Source organism: Paucibacter sp. KBW04 (assembly GCF_003852425.1).
Taxonomy (GTDB): Bacteria; Pseudomonadota; Gammaproteobacteria; order Burkholderiales; family Burkholderiaceae_C; genus Paucibacter_A.
In genome coordinates, this window is the sequence record NZ_QAJN01000011.1 from 24,526 (window position 1) to 44,294 (window position 19,769).

At 64.0% G+C, this 19,769-nt stretch carries 15 protein-coding genes; 5 read left to right on the forward strand and 10 right to left on the reverse strand.

Annotated features, from left to right (window positions below; genetic code table 11):
* Positions 1 to 16 precede the first annotated feature (16 nt).
* A complete protein-coding gene (gene sbcB, locus DBR47_RS14190) occupies positions 17 to 1,471 on the reverse strand; it encodes an exodeoxyribonuclease I (RefSeq protein WP_124451146.1) in 1,455 nt (484 codons plus the stop codon).
* Positions 1,472 to 1,568: 97 nt separating this feature from the next.
* Between sbcB and DBR47_RS14195 the strand changes: the two genes are divergently transcribed.
* Positions 1,569 to 3,959, forward strand: coding sequence for a penicillin-binding protein 1A (locus tag DBR47_RS14195; protein WP_231512314.1), 2,391 nt, complete (start codon positions 1,569 to 1,571; stop codon positions 3,957 to 3,959).
* A gap of 1 nt (position 3,960) precedes the next feature.
* On the opposite strand, the gene DBR47_RS14200 is transcribed toward DBR47_RS14195, so the two are convergent.
* Positions 3,961 to 4,980 carry an NAD-dependent epimerase/dehydratase family protein gene (locus tag DBR47_RS14200; RefSeq protein ID WP_124451147.1) on the reverse strand — a complete coding sequence of 340 codons (1,020 nt, stop codon included), beginning with the start codon at positions 4,978 to 4,980 and terminating at the stop codon, positions 3,961 to 3,963.
* Between the two features lie 10 nt (positions 4,981 to 4,990).
* Positions 4,991 to 6,112: a beta-ketoacyl-ACP synthase III gene (locus DBR47_RS14205; RefSeq protein WP_124451149.1), complete on the reverse strand. Its 1,122-nt coding sequence runs from the start codon at positions 6,110 to 6,112 to the stop codon at positions 4,991 to 4,993.
* Between the two features lie 330 nt (positions 6,113 to 6,442).
* Here DBR47_RS14205 and DBR47_RS14210 point away from each other — a divergent pair, with 330 nt between their 5' ends.
* A complete protein-coding gene (locus DBR47_RS14210) occupies positions 6,443 to 7,420 on the forward strand; it encodes a GMP reductase (protein WP_124451151.1) in 978 nt (325 codons plus the stop codon).
* A gap of 85 nt (positions 7,421 to 7,505) precedes the next feature.
* Here DBR47_RS14210 and DBR47_RS14215 read toward each other — a convergent pair whose 3' ends face one another.
* The 3 genes from DBR47_RS14215 to DBR47_RS14225 all read right to left on the reverse strand — a co-directional run bounded on the left by DBR47_RS14215 (position 7,506) and on the right by DBR47_RS14225 (position 13,572).
* On the reverse strand, positions 7,506 to 10,304 hold the full coding sequence (locus DBR47_RS14215; RefSeq protein ID WP_197047079.1) for a serine/threonine-protein kinase: 2,799 nt from the start codon (positions 10,302 to 10,304) through the stop codon (positions 7,506 to 7,508).
* Positions 10,305 to 10,482: 178 nt separating this feature from the next.
* Positions 10,483 to 11,190, reverse strand: coding sequence for a PEP-CTERM sorting domain-containing protein (locus DBR47_RS14220; protein ID WP_124451155.1), 708 nt, complete (start codon positions 11,188 to 11,190; stop codon positions 10,483 to 10,485).
* Between the two features lie 21 nt (positions 11,191 to 11,211).
* Complete coding sequence (locus tag DBR47_RS14225) at positions 11,212 to 13,572, reverse strand: HAF repeat-containing PEP-CTERM protein (RefSeq protein ID WP_124451157.1); 2,361 nt, start codon at positions 13,570 to 13,572, stop codon at positions 11,212 to 11,214.
* Between the two features lie 178 nt (positions 13,573 to 13,750).
* Here DBR47_RS14225 and DBR47_RS14230 point away from each other — a divergent pair, with 178 nt between their 5' ends.
* The 3 genes from DBR47_RS14230 (at position 13,751) to DBR47_RS14240 (ending at position 16,010) form a co-directional block, all read left to right on the forward strand.
* Positions 13,751 to 14,323 (forward strand): ECF-type sigma factor, encoded by a 573-nt coding sequence (locus tag DBR47_RS14230; RefSeq protein WP_124451160.1) that lies wholly within the window; start codon positions 13,751 to 13,753, stop codon positions 14,321 to 14,323.
* Positions 14,324 to 14,412: 89 nt separating this feature from the next.
* Positions 14,413 to 15,138 (forward strand): GNAT family N-acetyltransferase, encoded by a 726-nt coding sequence (locus DBR47_RS14235; protein WP_124451162.1) that lies wholly within the window; start codon positions 14,413 to 14,415, stop codon positions 15,136 to 15,138.
* Positions 15,135 to 16,010: a patatin-like phospholipase family protein gene (locus DBR47_RS14240; RefSeq protein WP_197047080.1), complete on the forward strand. Its 876-nt coding sequence runs from the start codon at positions 15,135 to 15,137 to the stop codon at positions 16,008 to 16,010. Before DBR47_RS14235 ends, DBR47_RS14240 begins: the two co-directional genes overlap by 4 nt.
* On the opposite strand, the gene DBR47_RS14245 is transcribed toward DBR47_RS14240, so the two are convergent.
* From DBR47_RS14245 to DBR47_RS14260, 4 genes are all read right to left on the reverse strand, one after another.
* Positions 15,995 to 17,050 carry an alkene reductase gene (locus DBR47_RS14245; protein WP_124451166.1) on the reverse strand — a complete coding sequence of 352 codons (1,056 nt, stop codon included), beginning with the start codon at positions 17,048 to 17,050 and terminating at the stop codon, positions 15,995 to 15,997. The two genes, DBR47_RS14240 and DBR47_RS14245, sit on opposite strands and share 16 nt — an antisense overlap.
* A 113-nt stretch (positions 17,051 to 17,163) precedes the next feature.
* The gene (locus tag DBR47_RS14250; protein WP_124451167.1) at positions 17,164 to 18,480 is read right to left on the reverse strand and encodes an ATP-binding protein; all 1,317 of its coding nucleotides are present in this window, start codon (positions 18,478 to 18,480) and stop codon (positions 17,164 to 17,166) included.
* The gene (locus DBR47_RS14255) at positions 18,477 to 19,187 is read right to left on the reverse strand and encodes a response regulator transcription factor (RefSeq protein ID WP_124451169.1); all 711 of its coding nucleotides are present in this window, start codon (positions 19,185 to 19,187) and stop codon (positions 18,477 to 18,479) included. Before DBR47_RS14255 ends, DBR47_RS14250 begins: the two co-directional genes overlap by 4 nt.
* A 46-nt stretch (positions 19,188 to 19,233) precedes the next feature.
* Entirely contained in the window at positions 19,234 to 19,698 is a 465-nt protein-coding gene (locus DBR47_RS14260) for a Spy/CpxP family protein refolding chaperone (RefSeq protein ID WP_124451171.1), read from the reverse strand.
* Positions 19,699 to 19,769 lie beyond the last annotated feature (71 nt).

Genomic DNA, 19,769 nt, shown 5'->3' on the forward strand with positions numbered 1-19,769 from the left:
ACCGGCCTACACAAATTCAAGCCGCCGGTGCGATCTGCTCGGCCCAGTCGTACAGAGCGCTCAGAATTTCCTGCCCCCTCTCGTCGGCAGCCTCGCTCAGGCTGTCGATCTGATCGAAAAAGGCCGCCAGGGTCAGCGCCCCACCGGCGCCCTGGTGCAGGCGGGCGGCGCAATGCGCCGTCCAGCGCTCTTGCTCGGCTGCGCTCAGGCTGTCGGCAAAATTGCGGGCGCGCCAGCGGAACACCAATTCCTCCAGGCGCTCGTCCTTGAACACCAGCTTGCCTTCGGCGGCCCGCTCGGCCAAGGCCTCGGGGCTGAGGCCGAGCAGGCGGCTCAGGGCCTTGCGATCCTCCGGGCCGATAAAGCCGCCGTACAGGTCTTCGTCCACATCGGCGCTGCCCTCCACACCCGCGCGCTGGTAGACCTCGCCCCAGAGGCTGCTGAGCAGATGGGCTCGCTCGGCCAGGGCTTGAGCGTTTTGCAAGCCCTGAGCCAGATCCAGACCCCAGCGCTGGGCCATCTCGGGCGACAGAATTTTCAGCGCGCTGATGACGATGGGCGATTTGTTGACGTGAATACTTTTGATGGGCAGGCGCGTCACGCCCTCGGGCAGATCGGCCTGCTTGACGAAGAGCCGCTCGCGGATGGCGGCAGCGTTCAGGGTCAGCAGCTCGCTGGGGTCTTCGCTGCAGTCCCAAACGATCAGCTCGTTCTTATTCGTCGGATGCGGCGCCAGGGGCCAGACCAGGGCGATGCAGCCACGCTCGGGCGCATACATGCCGGAGATGTGCAAGAACGGCCGGCCCTGGTTTTGCGCGGCATTGATCTCGGCCCAGACCGCGTCCTTTTTGTGCAGCTTGAAGCAAAAGTCCCAGAGCTTGGGCTGGGCCGTCTTGATCAAACGGGCCAGGGCGATGGTGGCGCGCACATCGGACAAGGCGTCGTGCGCCGCCTCATGCGCCAGGCCATTGGCCTGGGTCAGATGCTCCAGCTTGAAGCTGGGTCGGCCATCCTCGTGCTTGGGCCAGCTCAGGCCCTCGGGCCGCAAGGCGTAGGCGCAGCGCACCACGTCGAGCAAGTCCCAGCGGCCGCAGCCGTTCTGCCATTCACGGGCATAGGGCTCGCGCAGATTGCGCCAGAGCAGAAAGCGGGTGACCTCGTCGTCGAAGCGGATGGTGTTGTAGCCCAGGCCCACCGTGCCCGGCGTGGCCAACTCGGCCTCAATGGCGGCGGCAAACTCATGCTCGGGCAGGCCTTGCTCGGCGCAGGTTTGCGGCAGGATGCCGGTCAGCAAGCAGGCCTCGGGGTCGGGCAGGCTGTCCAGCGGCGGCTGGCAATACAGCATCAAGGGCTCACCGATTTCGTTCAGATCGGCATCGGTGCGGATGCCGGCGAACTGGGAGGGGCGGTCGCGCCGAGGCACGCGGCCAAAGGTTTCGTAGTCGTGCCAGTAAAAAGTCATGTCATGCATGGGCGGCACGATACCGCATCCCTTAAGCATGGCCCTCTAAGCCGTGCACGCAGAGATCGGGATAATCGGCCACCGATTCAGAAGCAAAGCCCCTTCGATGACTGCTGAAAAGAATTCCTCCACGCCCTTGGCCCGCGTCCTCGCTTGGGCCCAGGACGGCCGAGTCTGGCGCCGCCTGCTGGTCTGGGCCGGCGGCGGCTTGGCGCTGATCGTGCTGCTGCTTGCCATTGCCGCAGCCTTTATCTACCCCACCCTGCCCGATCTAGACAATCTGACCGACTACAAACCCAAGCAGCCGCTGCGCGTCTACACGGCGGATGGGCAGCTGATGGGTGAGTTTGGGGCCGAGCGGCGCCACTATCTGCCGCTGGAACAGATACCCAAGCGTATGCAGGATGCCTTGCTGGCCATTGAAGACAACCATTTCTACGAACACAGCGGCGTCTATCTGCCAGGCATTGCCCGGGCGCTGATGGCCAATCTGCTGGCCTCGCGCAGCCAGGGTGCGTCCACCATCACCCAGCAGCTGGCGCGTGACCTCTATCTGACCAAGAAAAAGCTCTACAGCCGCAAATTCATCGAGATGCTGCTGGCGTTCAAGATCGAAAGCCAGTTGAGCAAGGAGAAGATTCTGGAGGTCTACATGAACCAGATCTATCTGGGTCAGCGGGCCTATGGTTTTGAGGCCGCCGCGGAAGCTTATTACGGCAAGTCGCTCAAGGAATTGAGTGTTGCCGAAGCAGCCATGCTGGCCGGCCTGCCTCAGAACCCAGCGTACGCCAATCCCATCAGCAATTTTCAGCGTGCCAAGCGCCGGCAATTGCTGGTGTTGAACCGCATGGCCGAGGTCGGCGCCATCACGCCGGAGGAACTGGAGCAAGCCAAGCTCGAAGAGCTGCGCATTCGCAGCGCTCAAGACCCTCGCCTGCATGCCGAGTTCGCCGCTGAAATGGCGCGTCAGGCGGTTTACGCCCAGTACGGCGATGAGGCCTACACCTTGGGTCTGCAGGTTCACACCGGCCTGATTGCAGACCAGCAGACCGCCGCCTACAAAGGCCTGCGCCGCACCTTGCTGGAGCTGGAGCGCCGCAAGCCCTACCGTGGCCCCGAGGGCTTTGTGGAGCTGCCCAAGGACGAGGCCGAGCAGGACGATGTCATCGACCAGGCCCTCAACGAACACCCCGACAACGACGATCTGCGCGCGGCCGTGGTGCTGAGCTCAGGGCCAGCCAAGATCCTGGCCGTGCTGCAAAACGGCGACGAGGTGGAGGTGCAAGGCGAAGGCCTGCGCTCGGTACAGGCCGCCCTTTCGCCCAAGGCCAAGCCCGAGCTGCGCATACGCCCCGGTGCCATCATCCGCCTGCTGCGGGGCAACCCCACAAAGGCCGAGCCCCTGGGCGCCTGGATGGTGACGCAAAGCCCCGAGGCGGAAGGCGCCATCGTTGCCGTCGAGCCGGGAAGCGGCCTGGTGCGCGCCCTGGTCGGCGGCTTCGACTTCCATCGCAACAAGTTCAACCATGTGACGCAGGCCTATCGCCAGCCCGGCTCCAGCTTCAAGCCCATCGTCTACTCAGCGGCGCTGGAGCAAGGCATAGGCCCCAACACCCTGGTCGAGGATGCGCCTCTGGTCTTCGGCAGCTGGGAGCCCAAGAACTCCGACGGCCAGTTCGACGGCCCCATGACCATACGCACCGCCCTGGCCCGCTCCAAGAATATGGTGACGCTGCGGGTGATGGAACAGGTGGGGCCGCAGCGCGCCCGCCTCTGGGCCGGCCGCTTTGGCCTGGAAGTAGACAAGCAGCCCGATGACCTCACCCTGGCCCTGGGCTCGGGCGCAGCCACCCCTTTGCAGATGGCCAGCGCCTATGCCGTGTTTGCCAACGGCGGCTATGCGCTCAAGCCCCTGTTGATCACCCGCATCCTGGACGCGAAAGGCGCGGTGCTCTTCGAGGCCAAGCCACAAGCCCCGAGCGAAGAGCTGCGCGCCATCTCCGAGCGCAATGCCTTTGTGATGAGCAGCCTCTTGCAGGAAGTGACCCGCAGCGGTACGGCCGCGCGTGCCTCCGGCGCCCTGCGCCGTGGCGATATCTATGGCAAGACCGGCACCACCAATGACTCGGTGGACGCTTGGTTTGCGGGTTATCAAAAGAACCTGGCCGCCGTCGTCTGGGTGGGTTATGACAACCCACGCTCCCTAGGCGACCGCGAATTTGGCGGCGGCCTGGCCATGCCGGCCTGGATCGACTTGATGGCAGTGGCGCTGAAGAATGTGCCCGTCAGCGAGATCGCTCCGCCGGCCGAAGGCCTGGTGCATGCCGATGGCGATTGGTCGTTCGAGGAATTCGTGGGTGAGGCCGGCGTGCGCTATCTGGGCAGCCAGACCGAGGGCGCATCGGCGCCAGCCTCGGCAGCCTCGGGAGCGGTGGCGCAGACAACACCCGCTGCTGCCGCCAGCGCAGGCATCGCCACCACCTTCCCGGTTCGCTAGGTCAGGAAACCGACAGGGCCTGCGAGACCGCGGCTTCGCGCTCGGGGCTCAGCCCGGCCTTGCTGAACACTTGCTCGGCCGCTGGCAGGCGGCGCCACCAGGCCCAAGTGTCGGCCACCGTGTCCAGCAAGGGGCGCAGGCGCAGGCCCGCCTCCAGCGCGGCCTGGTTTTCGCAGCGCATAAAGGCGGCGTACTCGGGCTCGGCCGGCAGGCACAGGGGCAAATCGACCCAGGGCCGCAGGCCTTGGGCCATCAGCGGAGCCAAATCGGCGCGCCGCCAGCTGGGCTCGAAGCCGAGGCCCGTGGCTTGCACGCAGGCTTGCAGCAGGTCACGGCCAAGAATGCTGCCCGGCGTGCTGGCCGCGTTGAAAACTCCGCTGCGATCGCTGGCCAGCAAATGCAAGATGAACTCGGCCAAATCGCGCGCGTCGATGAACTGCAGCGGCGCTTCATCTGTAATCGGCATCAGCAGTTGCTCGCCCGGCCGCGCCCGGCCTATGCGGGCGGGCCAGTAAGTGAAGCGCTGAGTTGGGTCGTAAGGCCCCACCACCAAGCTGGGCCTGACGATGGTGAATGCCTGCGCAAAGTGCTGGCGCAACTGGGCCTCGCAAGCCGCCTTCAAGGGGCCGTAATTGGCACCAGCGACTTCTTCCGTCAAGGGATCAATCAAGACCCCGAGGGGGCTGTCTTCCCGATTCGGCGCTGCGAACGAGGCATAGGCCGAAACACTGGACACCAGCAAATAGCGCCCCACCCTGCCCTGCAGCAAGCGGGCCATGGCCTCGACCTCGCGGGGCAGGTAGGCGCAGCAGTCCAGCACCGCGTCCCACTCGCCCTGGGCCAGACCGGAGAGATCCCCGCGCCGGTCTCCTTGCACACGGCGCAGCTGCGCCGATGCGGGGAATAAGGCGGCGCCGGTTTGACCCCGATTGAACAGGGTCAGCTCATGGCCCTGGGCCAACGCGGCCTCCACCAGATGGCGACCGACGAACTGGGTGCCGCCCAGGACCAGCAGACGCATGGGAGCGGGCTCAGCGCTTCTTGACGATGACGCTGCCGACCGAATAGCCGGCGCCAAAGGAGCAGATCACCCCCAAATCGCCCTCAGCCAGATCGGCGCGATGGCGGTGGAAGGCGATGATGGAACCGGCCGAGGCGGTGTTGGCGAACTCGTCCAGGATCAGCGGGGCAACGTCGGAGCCGGCCTCGCCTGCGACCAGCTTCTTGATGATCAGCTGGTTCATGCCCAGATTGGCCTGGTGCAGCCAGTAACGGCGCACGCCAGCGGGCTGCACATCCAGCGTGGCCAGATGGTTCTCGATGTGGGCGGCGGCAATCGGCACCACTTCCTTGAAGACCTTGCGGCCCTCCTGGCGGAAGGTCTTGTCGCGGGCCAGGGGGTCGCTGTCCTCGGCGCGGTTCATGAAGCCGAAGTTGTTGCGGATATTGTTGGAGAACTGGGTCGCCAGCTTGGTGCCCAGAATCTCCCACTGGTCCTTGCCGACGGCCAAATCGGCGCGCTCGACGATCAGGGCGGTGCAGACGTCACCGAAGATGAAATGGCAGTCGCGGTCGCGCCATTCCAGATGGGCCGAGGTGATCTCGGGGTTGATCACCAGCACGCATTTCGATGCGCCCGAGCGCACGGCGTTATAGGCCTGCTCCAGGGCGAAGGTGGCCGAGGAACAAGCCACATTCATATCAAAGCCATAACCGCCCGCACCCAGGGCTTGCTGGATCTCCACCGCCATGGCCGGGTAGGCGCGCTGCATATTGGCACTGGCGCAGAAGACGGCGTCGATATCGCTGGCCTGTTTGCCGGCGGCGGCCAGGGCATCGCGGGCTGCGTCCACCGCGATCTCGGCCATCAGCGAGATCTGATCGTCCGGCCGCTCCTTGAAGCGCGGGTACATGCGGGTGGGATCCAGCACGCCGTCCTTTTCCAGCACATAACGCTGCTTGATGCCGGAAGCCTTCTCGATGAACTCGACGCTGGAGTGCACCAGGGGCGCGCGTTCGCCGGCCGCAATCGCCTCGGCATGCTCGGCGTTTTGCAAATCGACGTAGGTATTGAAGGCCTGCACCAACTCGGCATTGCTGATGGTGTGCGGAGGCTGGTAGAGACCGGTGCCGCTGATGACGACTGAGTGCATGGAGGGAAGTTCCTAGCAGATAAGCCCCTTATGGGGGATAGAGGGGCAAAGATAGAGGGAAAGTTGCAGGAGTTTAGTGCGTGTCAGAGTGCTCGGCATTGCTGCAAACCTGGGCTGCGCACAGGTCGCCAAAGCGCTTGGTGCAAGATCCGCGTAGAATCAGACACCGGGCCCAAATTTTGGCGCCCGGTTTTTTGTGGCCGCAGCATTCATTCCTCCACGAATGGCTTCGCGGGCCCACAAAGCAATCGGGACTCCAAGTCAAGCGCTCGCAGCCCAGGTGGTGCACTGCTTGCAACGCACCCCAATATGCGAACTTGGACTCTTGCTATGGAAATCTTCGACTACGACAACATCCTCTTGCTGCCGCGCAAATGCCGCGTCGAGAGCCGTGCTGAATGCGACACCTCGGTGGCCTTTGGCCCACGTCGTTTCAAGCTGCCTGTCGTGCCCGCCAATATGAAGACGGTGGTGGACGTGCCCATCACCGAATACCTCGCCGCCAACGGCTATTTCTACGTCATGCACCGTTTCGACCTGGACACAGTGGCCTATGCCAAGTCCATGCGGGACAAGGGCTTGTTTGTCTCCATCAGCTCCGGCGTCAAGCCGGCCGACTACGCCATCATCGACCGCCTGGCCGCGGAAGGCGTGGGCGCCGACTACATCACCATCGACATCGCCCACGGCCATGCCGACAGCGTGCAGCGCATGATTGCCCACATCAAGCAAAAGCTGCCCCAGGCCTTTGTGATCGCCGGCAATGTGGGCACACCCGAAGGCGTGATCGACTTAGAAAACTGGGGTGCCGACGCGACCAAGGTCGGCATCGGCCCCGGCAAGGTCTGCATCACCCGCTTGAAGACGGGCTTTGGCACCGGCGGCTGGCAGCTCTCGGCCCTGAAGTGGTGTGCCCGCGTGGCCACCAAACCCATCATTGCCGACGGCGGCATCCGCCACCACGGCGACATCGCCAAGAGCGTGCGCTTTGGCGCCGCCATGATCATGGTGGGCTCGCTCTTCGCCGGCCATGAGGAGTCGCCCGGCAACACCGTCGAGGTAGACGGTAAGCTCTACAAAGAGTACTACGGCTCGGCCAGCGACTTCAACAAGGGCGAGTACAAGCATGTGGAAGGCAAGCGCATCCTGGAGCCGGTCAAAGGCAAATTGGCCGACACCTTGCGCGAGATGGAAGAAGACGTGCAAAGCTCCATCTCCTATGCCGGCGGCAAAACCTTGGCGGATCTGCGCAAGGTGAACTATGTGGTGCTGGGGGGAGAGAACGCGGGGGAACATTTGTTCATGTGATCGCAGATCACCGAGCGCGCAGCGCGAGCCCCGCGTTCCGGCGCAGCCAGAACGCGGCAGCACCACGAACTGGGTTGCCCCTTCCTCAGTTCAGTGGCCCAACCAACGCTAGGGCGCGCGATAGCATGGGCGACTCTGAGGCTACGCTGGCGCGCAGATGTTGAAGGGACTGAGCCGCAAGCTCGGCCGCTGCCACCCCTTGCCCGGCTTGAGCCAGCAATTCGGCCTGCAACAGCAGCGCCGAACCGATGTGGTCACTGGTTTCAAATCCTGCAGAGAAGTGGCGCGCTTGTATCAAAGCTTGCCTCGCCATTTCGACGGCATCCGCTTTCTGCCCCAAATCCTGATACAGGCGAGCCAACTCAAGCCGCACGCGCAAGCGACCTGGGTGGTCGCCGCTCGCAGCGTCAAACACAGTGAGTGCGTTCGTCATCAAGCTTAACGCCCGCTCTGGTCGCTTGAGGGCCAAGTTCAATTTACCCTCCGCCAGATCCAGGGCCGCCAAAGAAGGGTGCCCCGCCTTGCGTGACTTGACCAAGAGCGGGCGAGCCTTGGCCAGTGCGGCCGCAGCCTCATCCAACTTCCCTGCGTCAAGATAGGCCCCGCCCAAGCGAAGCTCTACCTCGGCAGTGACGCCAGAACTTTGCTGTTTCTCTGCCGCCTTGCGCGCAAGCAGCAAATGCTCAAGTGCTGCCTCCCAATTTTCTTCGCGGGCATAAGCGCTGCCCAGATTGGCCAAGCTAACAGCGCTGGCGTCATCTGAGCCACTGTTGAGCCGCTTCAACTCAAGACTGCGCTGCAAGGCTTTCACGGCTTCGCGCACTTGCCCTCCTGCAAGCAGGGCACCGCCCAAGTTATTCCAAACTGCCGATGCTCTGACCGTATCGTTTCGACCCATCTGCGCCAACGAAGCAATCACCTCACGAAACTGTTGCACCGCAGCGGCAATTTTTCCTTGCTGGCGAAGCCCGTTCGCCAAGGAAGATTGGGCCTGGATGGCGCTCATGCGCTGATCCTGGCGTGGTGTACCGAGCAAGCTCAAGACTGCCCTGGCGTCCGCAATGGCTGCCTCGGGTTGGGCAGTATCGAGTAGCAACAATGCGCGAAGATTCAGGCAATTGACCTGAGCACCTACATCAGCATCACTTTCGCTTTGCAAAGTCTTCAGCGCTGAATTCATGAGGCGCAAGGCCGCCTCATGTTCGCCCTTTAGCGTATGGGTGTGCGCCAGCTTGCAATCGACGCTTGCGATGAGTTGAGGCTTGCCCGCCTCCAGCGCGGCGGTACGAGCGCGCAGGAGAATCGATTGCCCTTGCTTTGGCTGCATCAATTCGCCCCTTTCGATGGAAAGCAGCGCGAACATTCGGGCCCGCATTTCCGCGTCGGAGGCAAAAGACTTGTCCACCATGGCTTCAGCACGATCCAACAGTTCTGAACGAGTCAGTGCCTGATCTGATCCGCCACTGAGCAAGTAAGACACCAACTCCGATGCAGCCTGCGCGTGACTCAATTCCGCCAGTGCACTATCGCGCTGTTTTTCCGCCAGCTTTGCCTGTGTATCTGCCCTTTGGCGTTGTGCCGCTTCCGACAATGCGGCCGCCTGCGCTTGCTCAGCTAGGCGTACTGATCTTTTAGATTCGAAGCTTGCTAGTTCCCGCTGCTTTTCAGCCATTGCTCGCTGGAGATTCGCCTCGATGGCTGCTTGCAAAGCCAAACCACGTTGCACATCGGCCAAGGCCACAGACTGTTGTGCTCTTTGATACTGCTGTTGCGTCTGCACGGACTGTTGATCGGCACGCTGCGCATTTTCCTCGGCCTGCCAAGCCATCCATGTCGTGCCAATCACTCCTGCCACCAAGGCAAGCACGGCCAAGCTGCCGACGACAACTTCTGCGCGGTTCCGACGAGCGAACTTCAAGCAACGCTCCTGCCAAGGAAGAGGTCGCGCCCCAACGGGCCTGTCGTCCAAAAAAGCTTGCAAATCGCTACAAAACGCTTGCACCGTGACGTACCGCCTTTGCGGCTCTGCTTGAGTGGCCTGCGCCAAAATATTGTCCAGATCGCCGCGCAAGAACTTAGCCAAACTCGGTGCAACTTGACTGGCCGATTTGAAGGGTCCGGCTTGAATGCTGTGCAGGTGATCCAGCACAGAACTCCCAGAAGCCAGCCCATGTGGCCGCTTTCCGGTCAGCAACTCGAACAGCACCACACCCAGCGCGAATACATCCGTCGCCAAACTCAAGGGGCCGCCGCTGAACTGCTCGGGCGCAGCGTACTCGGGCGTGAGTGCCCAACCCCGGGTCAAGTCTTGCCGTTCTGAATCCTCTTGCAGCTTCGCCAATCCAAAGTCCAGCAGCCGCACCCGCCCGTCTTCGTCCACCAAAATGTTGGAGGGCTTCAGATCACGATGAATGATCAGCTGCGCATGGGCCGCAGCCACCGCGTCCAGCACCTGCAAAAACAACTCGACTCTTTGCCTAACTCCTAATTCCGCCGCATCGCAATAGCGGTCGATGCGCTGCCCCTGCACATACTCCAGCACCAGAAATGGCTGACCTCGCTCGCTCACGCCCGCGTCCAGCAGCGCTGCGATGCCGGGGTGATGCAGGCGGGCCAAGATGCCGCCCTCGCGTTTGAAGCGCTCCTGGGCGCTGCGGTCGAACAAGCCGGTGCGCAAGAGCTTGATGGCCGCCTGGCCTTCAAAACGGCCGTCCACACGGCGGGCCAGCCAGACCGTGCCCATGCCGCCCTCGCCCAGCAAGCGCTCCAGCGCCCAGGCGCCCAGCACATCACCGGCCTGAGCCAGGACAGCGGGCATCACCTCGGCTGCGGCCACTCCCCCCAAAAAACCAGCCTGGCTGGCCTCGTTACGAGCGCCGAGCAAGTCGCGCAGCTGGCTGGCATTGGCGGCATCGCGCTGGGCCAAGTCCTCCAACCAGCGCTGCTGCTCGGGTACAGCCAAGCTCAACAGCTGATCCAGCTGCGGGCCCAGCACACTCCAGTCCTTGTTGGCTTTGGCACTCATGGTGTGCCAGAGCCTAGGCTCAATGCTGGCAACAAGTCTACCCCCTACTGCGGATGAAACTTCGCCGCGCCGCCAACAGGCCCAAGCCCAGCAAGATCAAGCCCCAGGTTTGGGGCTCGGGCACGGCGGCCACATCGCCGCTGTGAACGGCCCAGGCGGCCAGGGTGAAGGTTTGGCGGGTCTGCATTTGCAAGCCAGCCCCAGTATTGAAGAACCAGGCAAAGTCCTCAAAGGCTGGCGCATAGGCGCTGCCGGTCCAATAGTCGCCTTCCAGCATGCCGCTGAAGGGGCCGGTATTCGTCAAGCCGCCGCCCGACTGTGGGCCACCACCGGGCGCGACGGTGGAGCGGTTGCCCAGGGTCACGTAGAACAAATGGGCCAATTCGGAGTTGGCCACATTGACGTTGTAGCCACAGTCCGAGCTGCTGGTGGAGAAATGACACGCCCCATCGCCGCCGACGCTCAGGCCAGGCAGGCGCCAGCCGCTCACCCCACCCACCGTGAGGCCTGCGGCCCATGACTTGGCCGCTGCCCAGCTGAGATTACCGGCCGGCGCCTGCGCCATCGCCAGCCAACTGATGTTCAGGCTGCTGTCGTAGTAGGCCTCAAAGCCATTGGCCAGATTGCCATCCAGATCGCGGCCGAGCAGGCTGGTCTCCCAGTCGCCTTGACCGGGCACGCCGGATGCGTGCGCGAGATTGGCCGCCAAAAAGCAGGCCGCAAGAATCGAAGGTTTGACTTTCATGATCGAGAACTCCTCAATGGATCAGTTGAACTGGCGCCCTGGGCGCAGACGAAACAGGCAGGCCAAGCCCAGGCCCATCAGGGTCCAGGTCTGCGGCTCGGGCACCCCGCTCACCCACAACACACCTGTGCTGTGAAGTTGCGAAACATCCCAGCTCAGGCCCGCGGTCAAACTGGGTAGATAGAAGTCCTCAAAGCTGCCCACCGGCGCCTGGGCATAGCTGAACAGGGCAAAGTGATCGCCTGCATGAGGCGTGAAGCCATTGACCAGATTGATCTGCAGAAAGCTTGTTTCTTCAAACAGCACGCTGCTGCTGAAGACGATGCGGTCATGCTGGCTACCAGGGCTCAGCCCACCTAACTCCATGGTCACCAGGCTGGCAAACTGCACATTGCCCATCTGCACCTCGGCGGGCGAAGCGCCTGGCGAGTAGCCGCCCTCAAAGCGATGCATGCCCTCCAGGCCGGTGAAACTGCCCTTGCCCGAGACGGCACCGGCGTAGACGATGCGTGCGCCGCCGCTGACCCGCACTTCGCCGTCGTTGACGAGGCCGTCCCAAATCGTCAAATCGGCGCCGTCCTGGGCATGGATCAGCCCGCGCGCGTTGTTGTAGACATTGCCCAGAATCTCCGCCCTGCCACTGCCCACCAGAATGTGGCCGCCGTTTTGCATGGCATTGGCACCGTAGTCCACCTGCAGCACACCGCGCTGAATCTCCACGGTGGCACCGCCCTGATTGATCAGCCGCCCCTCAAAGGCCAGGGTGCCACCGTCTTGAATTCGGACGTGCGAGGCGTCCGCCATTGAATGCGCTGTGCCCGCCAGGGTCAGGTGTTGCCCCGCCCCGACCTGGATGCCGGTGGCACCGCCGCCGCGATTGATCACATTGGCCTCGATGCGGCCATTGCCGGTGATCAGGCCACGATTGTCCAGGCCGCCGTCGAGCGCCAAGACGCCGTCAAATCTGGCCATCACGGCGCCGTGGTTGAGCACGCCCGCTTGGCCCAACACCCGGCCATCGCCGCTCAGCGTGCCGCTGCGCCCGATCACCAGGCCACTGCCGGCGTCGATCACGTGGCCGACATTCAAACGCAGGCTGATGGCAGCATTGCCGCCGGGCAAGTCGCCGCCAAGCTGCAAGCTCTTGGCCGAAAAACTGCGATCAACAAACACCGTTTGCGCACTGCTGGAGACAATCTCCACGTCCAGCAAGCGATTGGGGGTGAAACCCAGACCACTGTCCCAATTACCCGCTTCGCTGATGCTGCCGCCGGCTGATTGGGCCCAGCTCAAGCTGCCCTCGGGGCTGAGCAACAAGGCCCGCCCGCTGCTGCTCTGGGCCACTATCTGCCCCAAAGCATTGATGCCGACGGCCCCAGCAGGCCGCTCTCCCGCCTGCAGGCCGACTGTGTAGGCACCCAAGTCCACCGCGCCGCCCGAATCGGAGTGAAGAAAGGCTTGGTTACCACGATGGTTGCCTTGGGTGAACCAGCCCACAGTTTGCCCACCCTCATTGATGCCGCTAGCGCCACTGGCAAAGCCCTGATCCAGCACGCCAGCGATGCGAGTCATCGCCCCGTCGCGCCACTTGAATGCGTGCCAGAGGTTTTGTCCATCAGCAATCAAGGACTGGCCCACCGCCGTACCCTGCCCATTCAAGGCAGCCGCATAGGCTGAATTGCCGCCCAGTGAACCCAGGTCACGAAACTGCCCGCCGTCCCAGAGCGCGGCACGGTAGCTCGAATCACTGCTTCGGTAGTAATAGCCTGCAATTTGCCCAGCGTCATTGATGGCGGTCGCCGCCACATGGCGACTCACCGGGCTGGGCAGCATCGCCAACTGGCCGTCGGCCCCGCGCAGAAATGCCTGGGGCTGAGTTCCGGCCGAGTCAGCCACGCTGCCCACCAGCTGCCCGCTCTGATTGACGCCCGAGACCTGCAAATCCGTGCCGTTAGGGATGGCAAATTGCTGCGCCGTGCCGAGCTGGCCGGTATTGCCTCTGAAGCTTTGGGTAAAACCTAGAGCACCGAGATTGTTGCTGCCCGTCACCGTGCCCACCACATTGACCCTGCCAAGAGGCCCTTGGGGATTGGAAATCCCGGTCGCAATGGAGCCATAGCCTGCGGCCACCGGCCCGCCAACGCTGAGCATCTGGCCGCCGCTGTAGAGGAAGGCGTGGTAGAGGCCGTCTGCGGTTTTCGCGCCGCCCACCACCTGGCCGGCATCATTGATCGCCGTCACTGTGAGGGCCTGGCTGTCGCCCAAACTCGGCAGATTGGGAATCGCCTGCGCTTGCCAGCGGATTTCTCCCGCCTGGGCCGCGACGGGCAAGAATTGCAGGATCGCGGCGAACAAAACGGTCTTGCGTAGGGCATGAGGCATGGGACTTCTCCGGTTGGCTTGAGGAGGGAATCGAAATCGCTCACTCAAAAACGTCAAACCCAGCACCTCAAACGTGGGGGGCAACCCTTGGCGCCGATGAATGCGGTGCAATCCCGCTGGTCTGCCGTCGCGGCCTCACCAATACTGAGCACTCCACCGCGATGCACGCGTCAAGCCCATGTCCGATAGCCGTCCCCCCCCCCTCAAGCCCTGCGCCCTGGCCGAACAAGCCCCTATGCCGCCCGCAGGCAATGAACGCGAATGGTTCGAGCAGCTTTACCACGAGCTGCGTCGGCGCGCCCGCGGCGAGCTGTTCCGCCACGAGGCGCTGAGCCTGGGGCCCTCCACGCTCTTGCACGAAGCCTGGATGCGCATGGACGCCCGCGCGCTCAACTTCAGCAGCCAGGCGGAGCTGTGCAGCTATGCGGCAAGAGTGATGCGCGGCATCGTCATCGATCACATCCGCCAGCGCCGTAGCCAACGCCATGGCGGGGAGTTCCATTTCGTGCCGCTGGACAGCTTGGTCGAACTCAAGGCCATGGCCGAGGACGACACCCTCAAGCTGGACGAGGCCATCGAAGCGCTGGCCGCCGTCAAGCCGGACTGGGCCGCCATCGTGGAGCTGAAATTCTTCGGCGGCCTGAACTTTGCCGAGATTGCCGCGCTGCGCGGCGTGTCGGAGCGCACCGTGCAGCGCGACTGGGAGAAGGCGCGCATCTTTTTGTTCGATTCGATGCGCAGCCCGAGGTGAATTTCACCTGACTGTCGTCTTTGCCCCCGGCTTCTCGATCCTCTCTTGCAGCAGGGCTTGGCCTTGCTGCAAGCACAGGAGAGCAAGCCATGAACCCCGCCAGCCCCACCCACTACCAGATCCACCACTACCCCACCGAATGGATAGACGTCTGGCACTGTGCTCACAAACACCGAGGCGCGCGCCTGACCCTGCGTCCCATCCTGCCGCAAGACCAGGCCGGCCTGGCGCAGATGGTGGACGGCCTGAGCGCCAAATCCCGCCACGAACGCTTCCACGGCGGCATCAAACACTTGTCCGCCCAATGGCTGAGCCGCATGACGGAGTTGGACTACCAGCAACACCTGGCCTTCGTGGTCACCCACCGCTGTGGCAGGCTGGACGAAGAGATCGTCGCCGAGGCGCGCTACGCCATCGACGGCGCGGCCAGCCCGGACGGCCAAGCCGCGGCCGAGTTCGCCCTGAGCGTGCGAGACGACTGGCAGGGCTGCGGTATCGGCTTGCGCGCGATGTGCGCCTTGCTGGTGGCCGCACGCGAGCATTCGCTGAACTGGCTACATGGCGAGGTGATCGCCGACAACACAGCCATGCTGGGCCTGATGCGGCGCTGCCAGTTCATCTGCACGCCATGTACCGAGGACGCGCAGCTCGTCCATGTGGAGCGCTCGCTCAGCCTCAGCCCCCCACTGCCCTGGCCCCAAGACACGATCAACAAAACGGGTTCGAAAGCCGGGGCGCTATCGACGGGCGCACCCTCAAGCTGGTTGACCCGCTGGCAGCCCAGCAGCCTGATGTCGATCTGGGGCACGCGATGAACCGGCGCTTGCAGCAAGCCCTGCCTTGCGCCAAGCCGGCGCTGGCCCTGGTGCTGGGCAGTGGCGGTGTCAAAAGCATCGCCGGCCTGGGCGTGGCCGAGGTGCTGCACGAGCAAGGCTTGTGGCCGGACCTGATCGTGGGCTGCAGCGCCGGCGCCATCTTTGGCGCCCTGTTGGCCCTGGAGATGAAGACCCAGGAGGCGATGCAGCTGGCCACCCAGATGTGGTCTCGCGAGGTCACCAGCAAGAAACGCTGGCGAGCACCGCTGGAGCTTTTGCTGCCCCGCCTGATGGGCTTCAACAGCCAGCGCTTTGCCATGCGCCAGGACGATTTGATCTGCGACCGCTTGGACCAAGTCTTCGGCGGCCTGCGCATCGAGGAGCTGCCCCTGCGCCTGCGCATCAACGCCACCGATGCGCACACGGGCGAGCGAGTGGTGCTGGAGCGCGGGCCGCTGGCTCAGGCCTTACGGGCCAGCATCGCCCTGCCCTTCTTGTTCTCGCCCAAGCGCATCGCCGAGCAATGGCTGATCGACGGCAGCATCTCCGACCCTCTGCCCGTGGCCCTGGCCCAAGAGGCCAAGCAGGTCGTCGCCATGGGTTTTCAGGTGCCGGCGCCGCGCATCGTGGACCGCGCCTCGCGCCTTGCCACGCGCACGACGGCGGCCCTTAGCAATAATCTGATGCAGGCCCGGCTGGACGCCTTTGGGCCTGGGGAAATGCTGGCGCTCTTCCCCCAGCTGCCGCGCCGCATCGGCCTGTTTGAGACCAGTGCCATGCCGGAGCTGATCGCCCTGGGCCGGCAGGCGGCCGAGGCCGCGCTACCCGGTTTCTTGCAGCAGCAAGCACCCGCGATTTACAGCGTCGGGTAGTCCGTATAGCCCTTGGCGCCCGGCGTGTAGAAGGTGCTGGGGTCCGGCGCATTGAGCGCCGCGCCGGACTTGAAGCGGGCCGGCAGATCGGGGTTGGCCAGGAAGCCGGTGCCGAAGGCGACGGCGTCCAGCTTGCCCGCCGCCAGAGCCTGTTGCGACTCTTCAAATCCATAGCCCATATTGCCAATCAGCAAACCCTTGTAGTGGGCACGGGCCGGCGTCATCACATCACCGCTCTGGGCCTGGAAGAAGTCGGCGCGCATCACATGCAGATAGGCGAGCTTGAAGCGGTTCAGCTGCTCGGCCAGGTAACTGATCAAGCCCACCGGGTCGCTGTCCACCATGCTGTTGTAGCTATTCAAGGGCGAGAGGCGCAGGCCCACACGGTCGCTGCCGATGGCGGCGGTCACGGCCTCCAAGACCTCAAAGAGGAAGCGAGCGCGGTTCTCCAGCGAGCCGCCGTAGGCGTCGGTGCGCTTGTTGGCGCCATCGCGCAGGAACTGGTCGATCAGATAGCCGTTGGCGCCATGCACTTCCACGCCATCAAAACCGGCAGCGATGGCGTTGCGGGCGGCTTGGGCATAGGCGGCCACCAGGGCGGGGATCTCGTCCAAGCGCAGGGCGCGCGGCAAGGCGTTTGGCAGCTTGCCCTGGGGGGTGTGGACCTCACCCTCGATGGCGATGGCGCTGGCGGAAACGTTCTCTGCACCCTCGTTCATGGCGGGGTGGGCCGCGCGGCCGGCGTGCCAGATCTGCATGAAGATGCGGCCGCCCTTGGCGTGCACCGCGGCCGTGACCTGCTTCCAGGCCTCGATCTGGGCGGCGGAATAGATGCCGGGTTCGGAGTTGAAGGCCGAGGTGCCGGGCGCAATCATGGTGCACTCGGTGATGATGAGGCCGGCGCTGGCGCGCTGGGCGTAGTACTCGGCCATCAAGGCATTGGGCATATGGCCGGCATCGGCCCGGGTGCGGGTCAGCGGCGCCATCAAGAGGCGGTTGGGCAGATTCAGGGCACCGGCTTGCAAGGAGCTGAACAACATAGACAAGACCTTTCGCTAGGACTAAACAGAGGCGACGCAAGGTAACACCCGCAGAAATGGCCTTGGGCCGGGCGGGGCTTCTCAGAAACAGCGTATAGCACGGCGACTCAGGCCTACTGAATCGGCGTGAAGCTCGTAGGCAAAACCAGGCTCACTGCCAAGCCAGGCTCCGCATTGGCAAAACTCAGCTGCCCGCCATGGGCCAGGGCGATCAAGCGGCACAGGCTCAGGCCCAGGCCGGCTCCGCCCTCGCTGCGGCTGCGGGCCGCGTCGGTGCGGTAAAAAGGCTGGCCCAGCTGAGACAAAAGCTCGGGCGCTACGCCCGGCCCCTGGTCACGCAGCCGCAACTCAATGCCTTGCGCACTGATTCGAGTGCTGAGCTGCACAGGCCCCAGCTCGGGCCGGTGATGACGGGCGGCGTTGTCCAGCAAATTGCGCAGCAGCAACTGAATGCGCATAGGGTCCAGCTGAAGCAGCGGCAATTCCTTGGCCAAATCCAGCTCCACCGCGGTGGATTGGCGCCCCACCGCCTCGCGCGCCAGGGCGTTCAGATTCACCGCCTGCAGTTGCAAGGCCTTGTGTCCGGCACCCAGGCGCTCGCTTTCCAGCAAATCATTGATCAGCTCGGCCATCAGGCCCAGGTCGTGCAGCATGGCCTGCTGGGCCTGGCCGGGCTCCACCAGCTCGGCGTTCAAGCGCGCCCGAGTCAGGGGGCTGCGCAACTCGTGGCTGATGGCCAAGAGCAAGGCGCGCTTGCCGTCCAGCATCTGCTGGATATCGGCCGCCATCTGATTGAAGCGCAGGGCCAGATCGCCCAATTCGTCGAGATGGCGCGGGCCCTTCAGGCCCTGTCGTATCGGTATGCGATGGTCAAACTCGCCGCGTCCAAAGGCCTCCGCGCCCTGGGCCATGGCTTGCAAGGGGCGCAGCATCCAGCGCACGCTGGCGTAAGCCAGGGCCGTCACCAGCAAAAGCCCCGCCAACATCCACCAGGCCTTGCGGCTGGGATGCTGGTTCCAGGCCAGGCGGGAAAGGCCGATGCGCACCTCATGCCCGTCGGCGCTGCGACGACTGAGCTGCTCGGCCCAGGCGTTATGCCGGCTCTGCCAAGGGTCGAACTTGGGCGCTTGCGGTGCCCCTTCGGCGCGCTCTTGCTGCGAACTCCAGTTCACCACCGGCCCGCGAATCGACACCTCCAGCGGCAGGCGCTGCGTCAGCGCGCGGGCACGCTCGATCTGGGGCGGCGAGCCCAGGTCCTGCACCACCCGGTCCACATAGTCGCTCATCAAGGGCTGGACCCAGCTGCGCCAGCCCTGATCGAGCAGCTGACGCACGCCGCCAACCAAGATCAGGCTGCTCAGCGCGGCCAGCAATACAAAGACCAGCACCATGCGGGCGCCGAGCCGGTGGCGCAGACGCTTGGTCTTCATGTCGGCATGGCCGCCAGGGCAAAGCTGTAACCCACATTGCGCAGAGTCTTGATGGCGTCCAGCGGCTCCAGCTTGCGGCGCAGGCGGCTGACCAGAATGTCGACGGCACGGGTGTAGAGATCGGCGTCCTGGCCGCGCAGCTGGTTGAGGATCTCGTCCCGGTGCAAGACCCGGCCAGGCTCGCGCGCCAGCAAAAGCAGCAGCTCAAACTCGGTGCCGGTCAGCTCCAGCACCGTGCCGCCACGCCGCACCTCGCGGCGCAGACTGTCGATTTCCAGGCCTTCAAAGCGCTGCACATGGGCAGGAGCTTGCGTGGCTTGTGGCAGAGGGGCCGGCGCAGCCCGGCGCAAAATGGTTTGCAAGCGTGCCGCCAGTTCGCGGGGCTCAAAAGGCTTGGCCAGATAGTCGTCCGCCCCCAGTTCCAGCCCCACCACCTTGTCGGTCAGATCACCACGGGCCGTCAGCATCAGGATGGGGATGTTGCGAAACACCCCGTCGCTTGCACGTATGCGCTTGCACAGCTCAAAGCCGTCCATCTCGGGCAGCATGCCATCCAAGATCAGCGCGTCAAAACCCTGGGTCTGCAAGCGTTGCAGGCCCAGGCTGGGTTTGAGCGCCTGCTCCAGGCTGAAGTCAAAGCGCGCCAGATACTGGGCCAGGGGCGGGCCCAGGGCTTGGTCGTCGTCGATCAGGAGCAGATGGGGCATGACGGTTCAGTGGCGAGGAACTTGATTCATTGTGCCCCGCCCGCGCTCAAGCATGACCATGGTGACGGTTCATGAAGCCGCGCAGCTTCTCCTGCTGCTCGGGCCGCAGCGAGTCATAAAAGCCCGCCATCGCGGCGATCAGGGCCGGCCCCTTCTCGTGCACGGCCGCCGTCTTGCTGTCCAACAGGGCTTGAGCCGCCGCCTGGTCAAACTTGGGGCCGGCCACCAAAGCCTGCAGCGCCTGACGAGATTCACCCTTGGCGCCCATCATGGTCTCGCGCTGGGATTGCAGGGTCTGGGCCAGTTTGTCCAGCTGCTGTTTTTGATTTGCGTCCAGATCCAGTTTGGCGCCCACCTTGGCGACGATCTGGGCTCGGCATTCGGTGGCGTCGCCGCCGTGTCGGCAGGAGCCCATGCGATGCGCGAAGGCCGATGCGCCAAAAGCAATCAGGCCCACACCGGTCAAAGCCAGCAAGCCGCGCTTGAAGAAACGTTTTTGGTAGAACTTCATGAGGAGAGACTCCGTCTTGCGTTGATGAGGATTGCAGTCTCCGGCGCATGGCCTGGCATGTGTTTTCACCG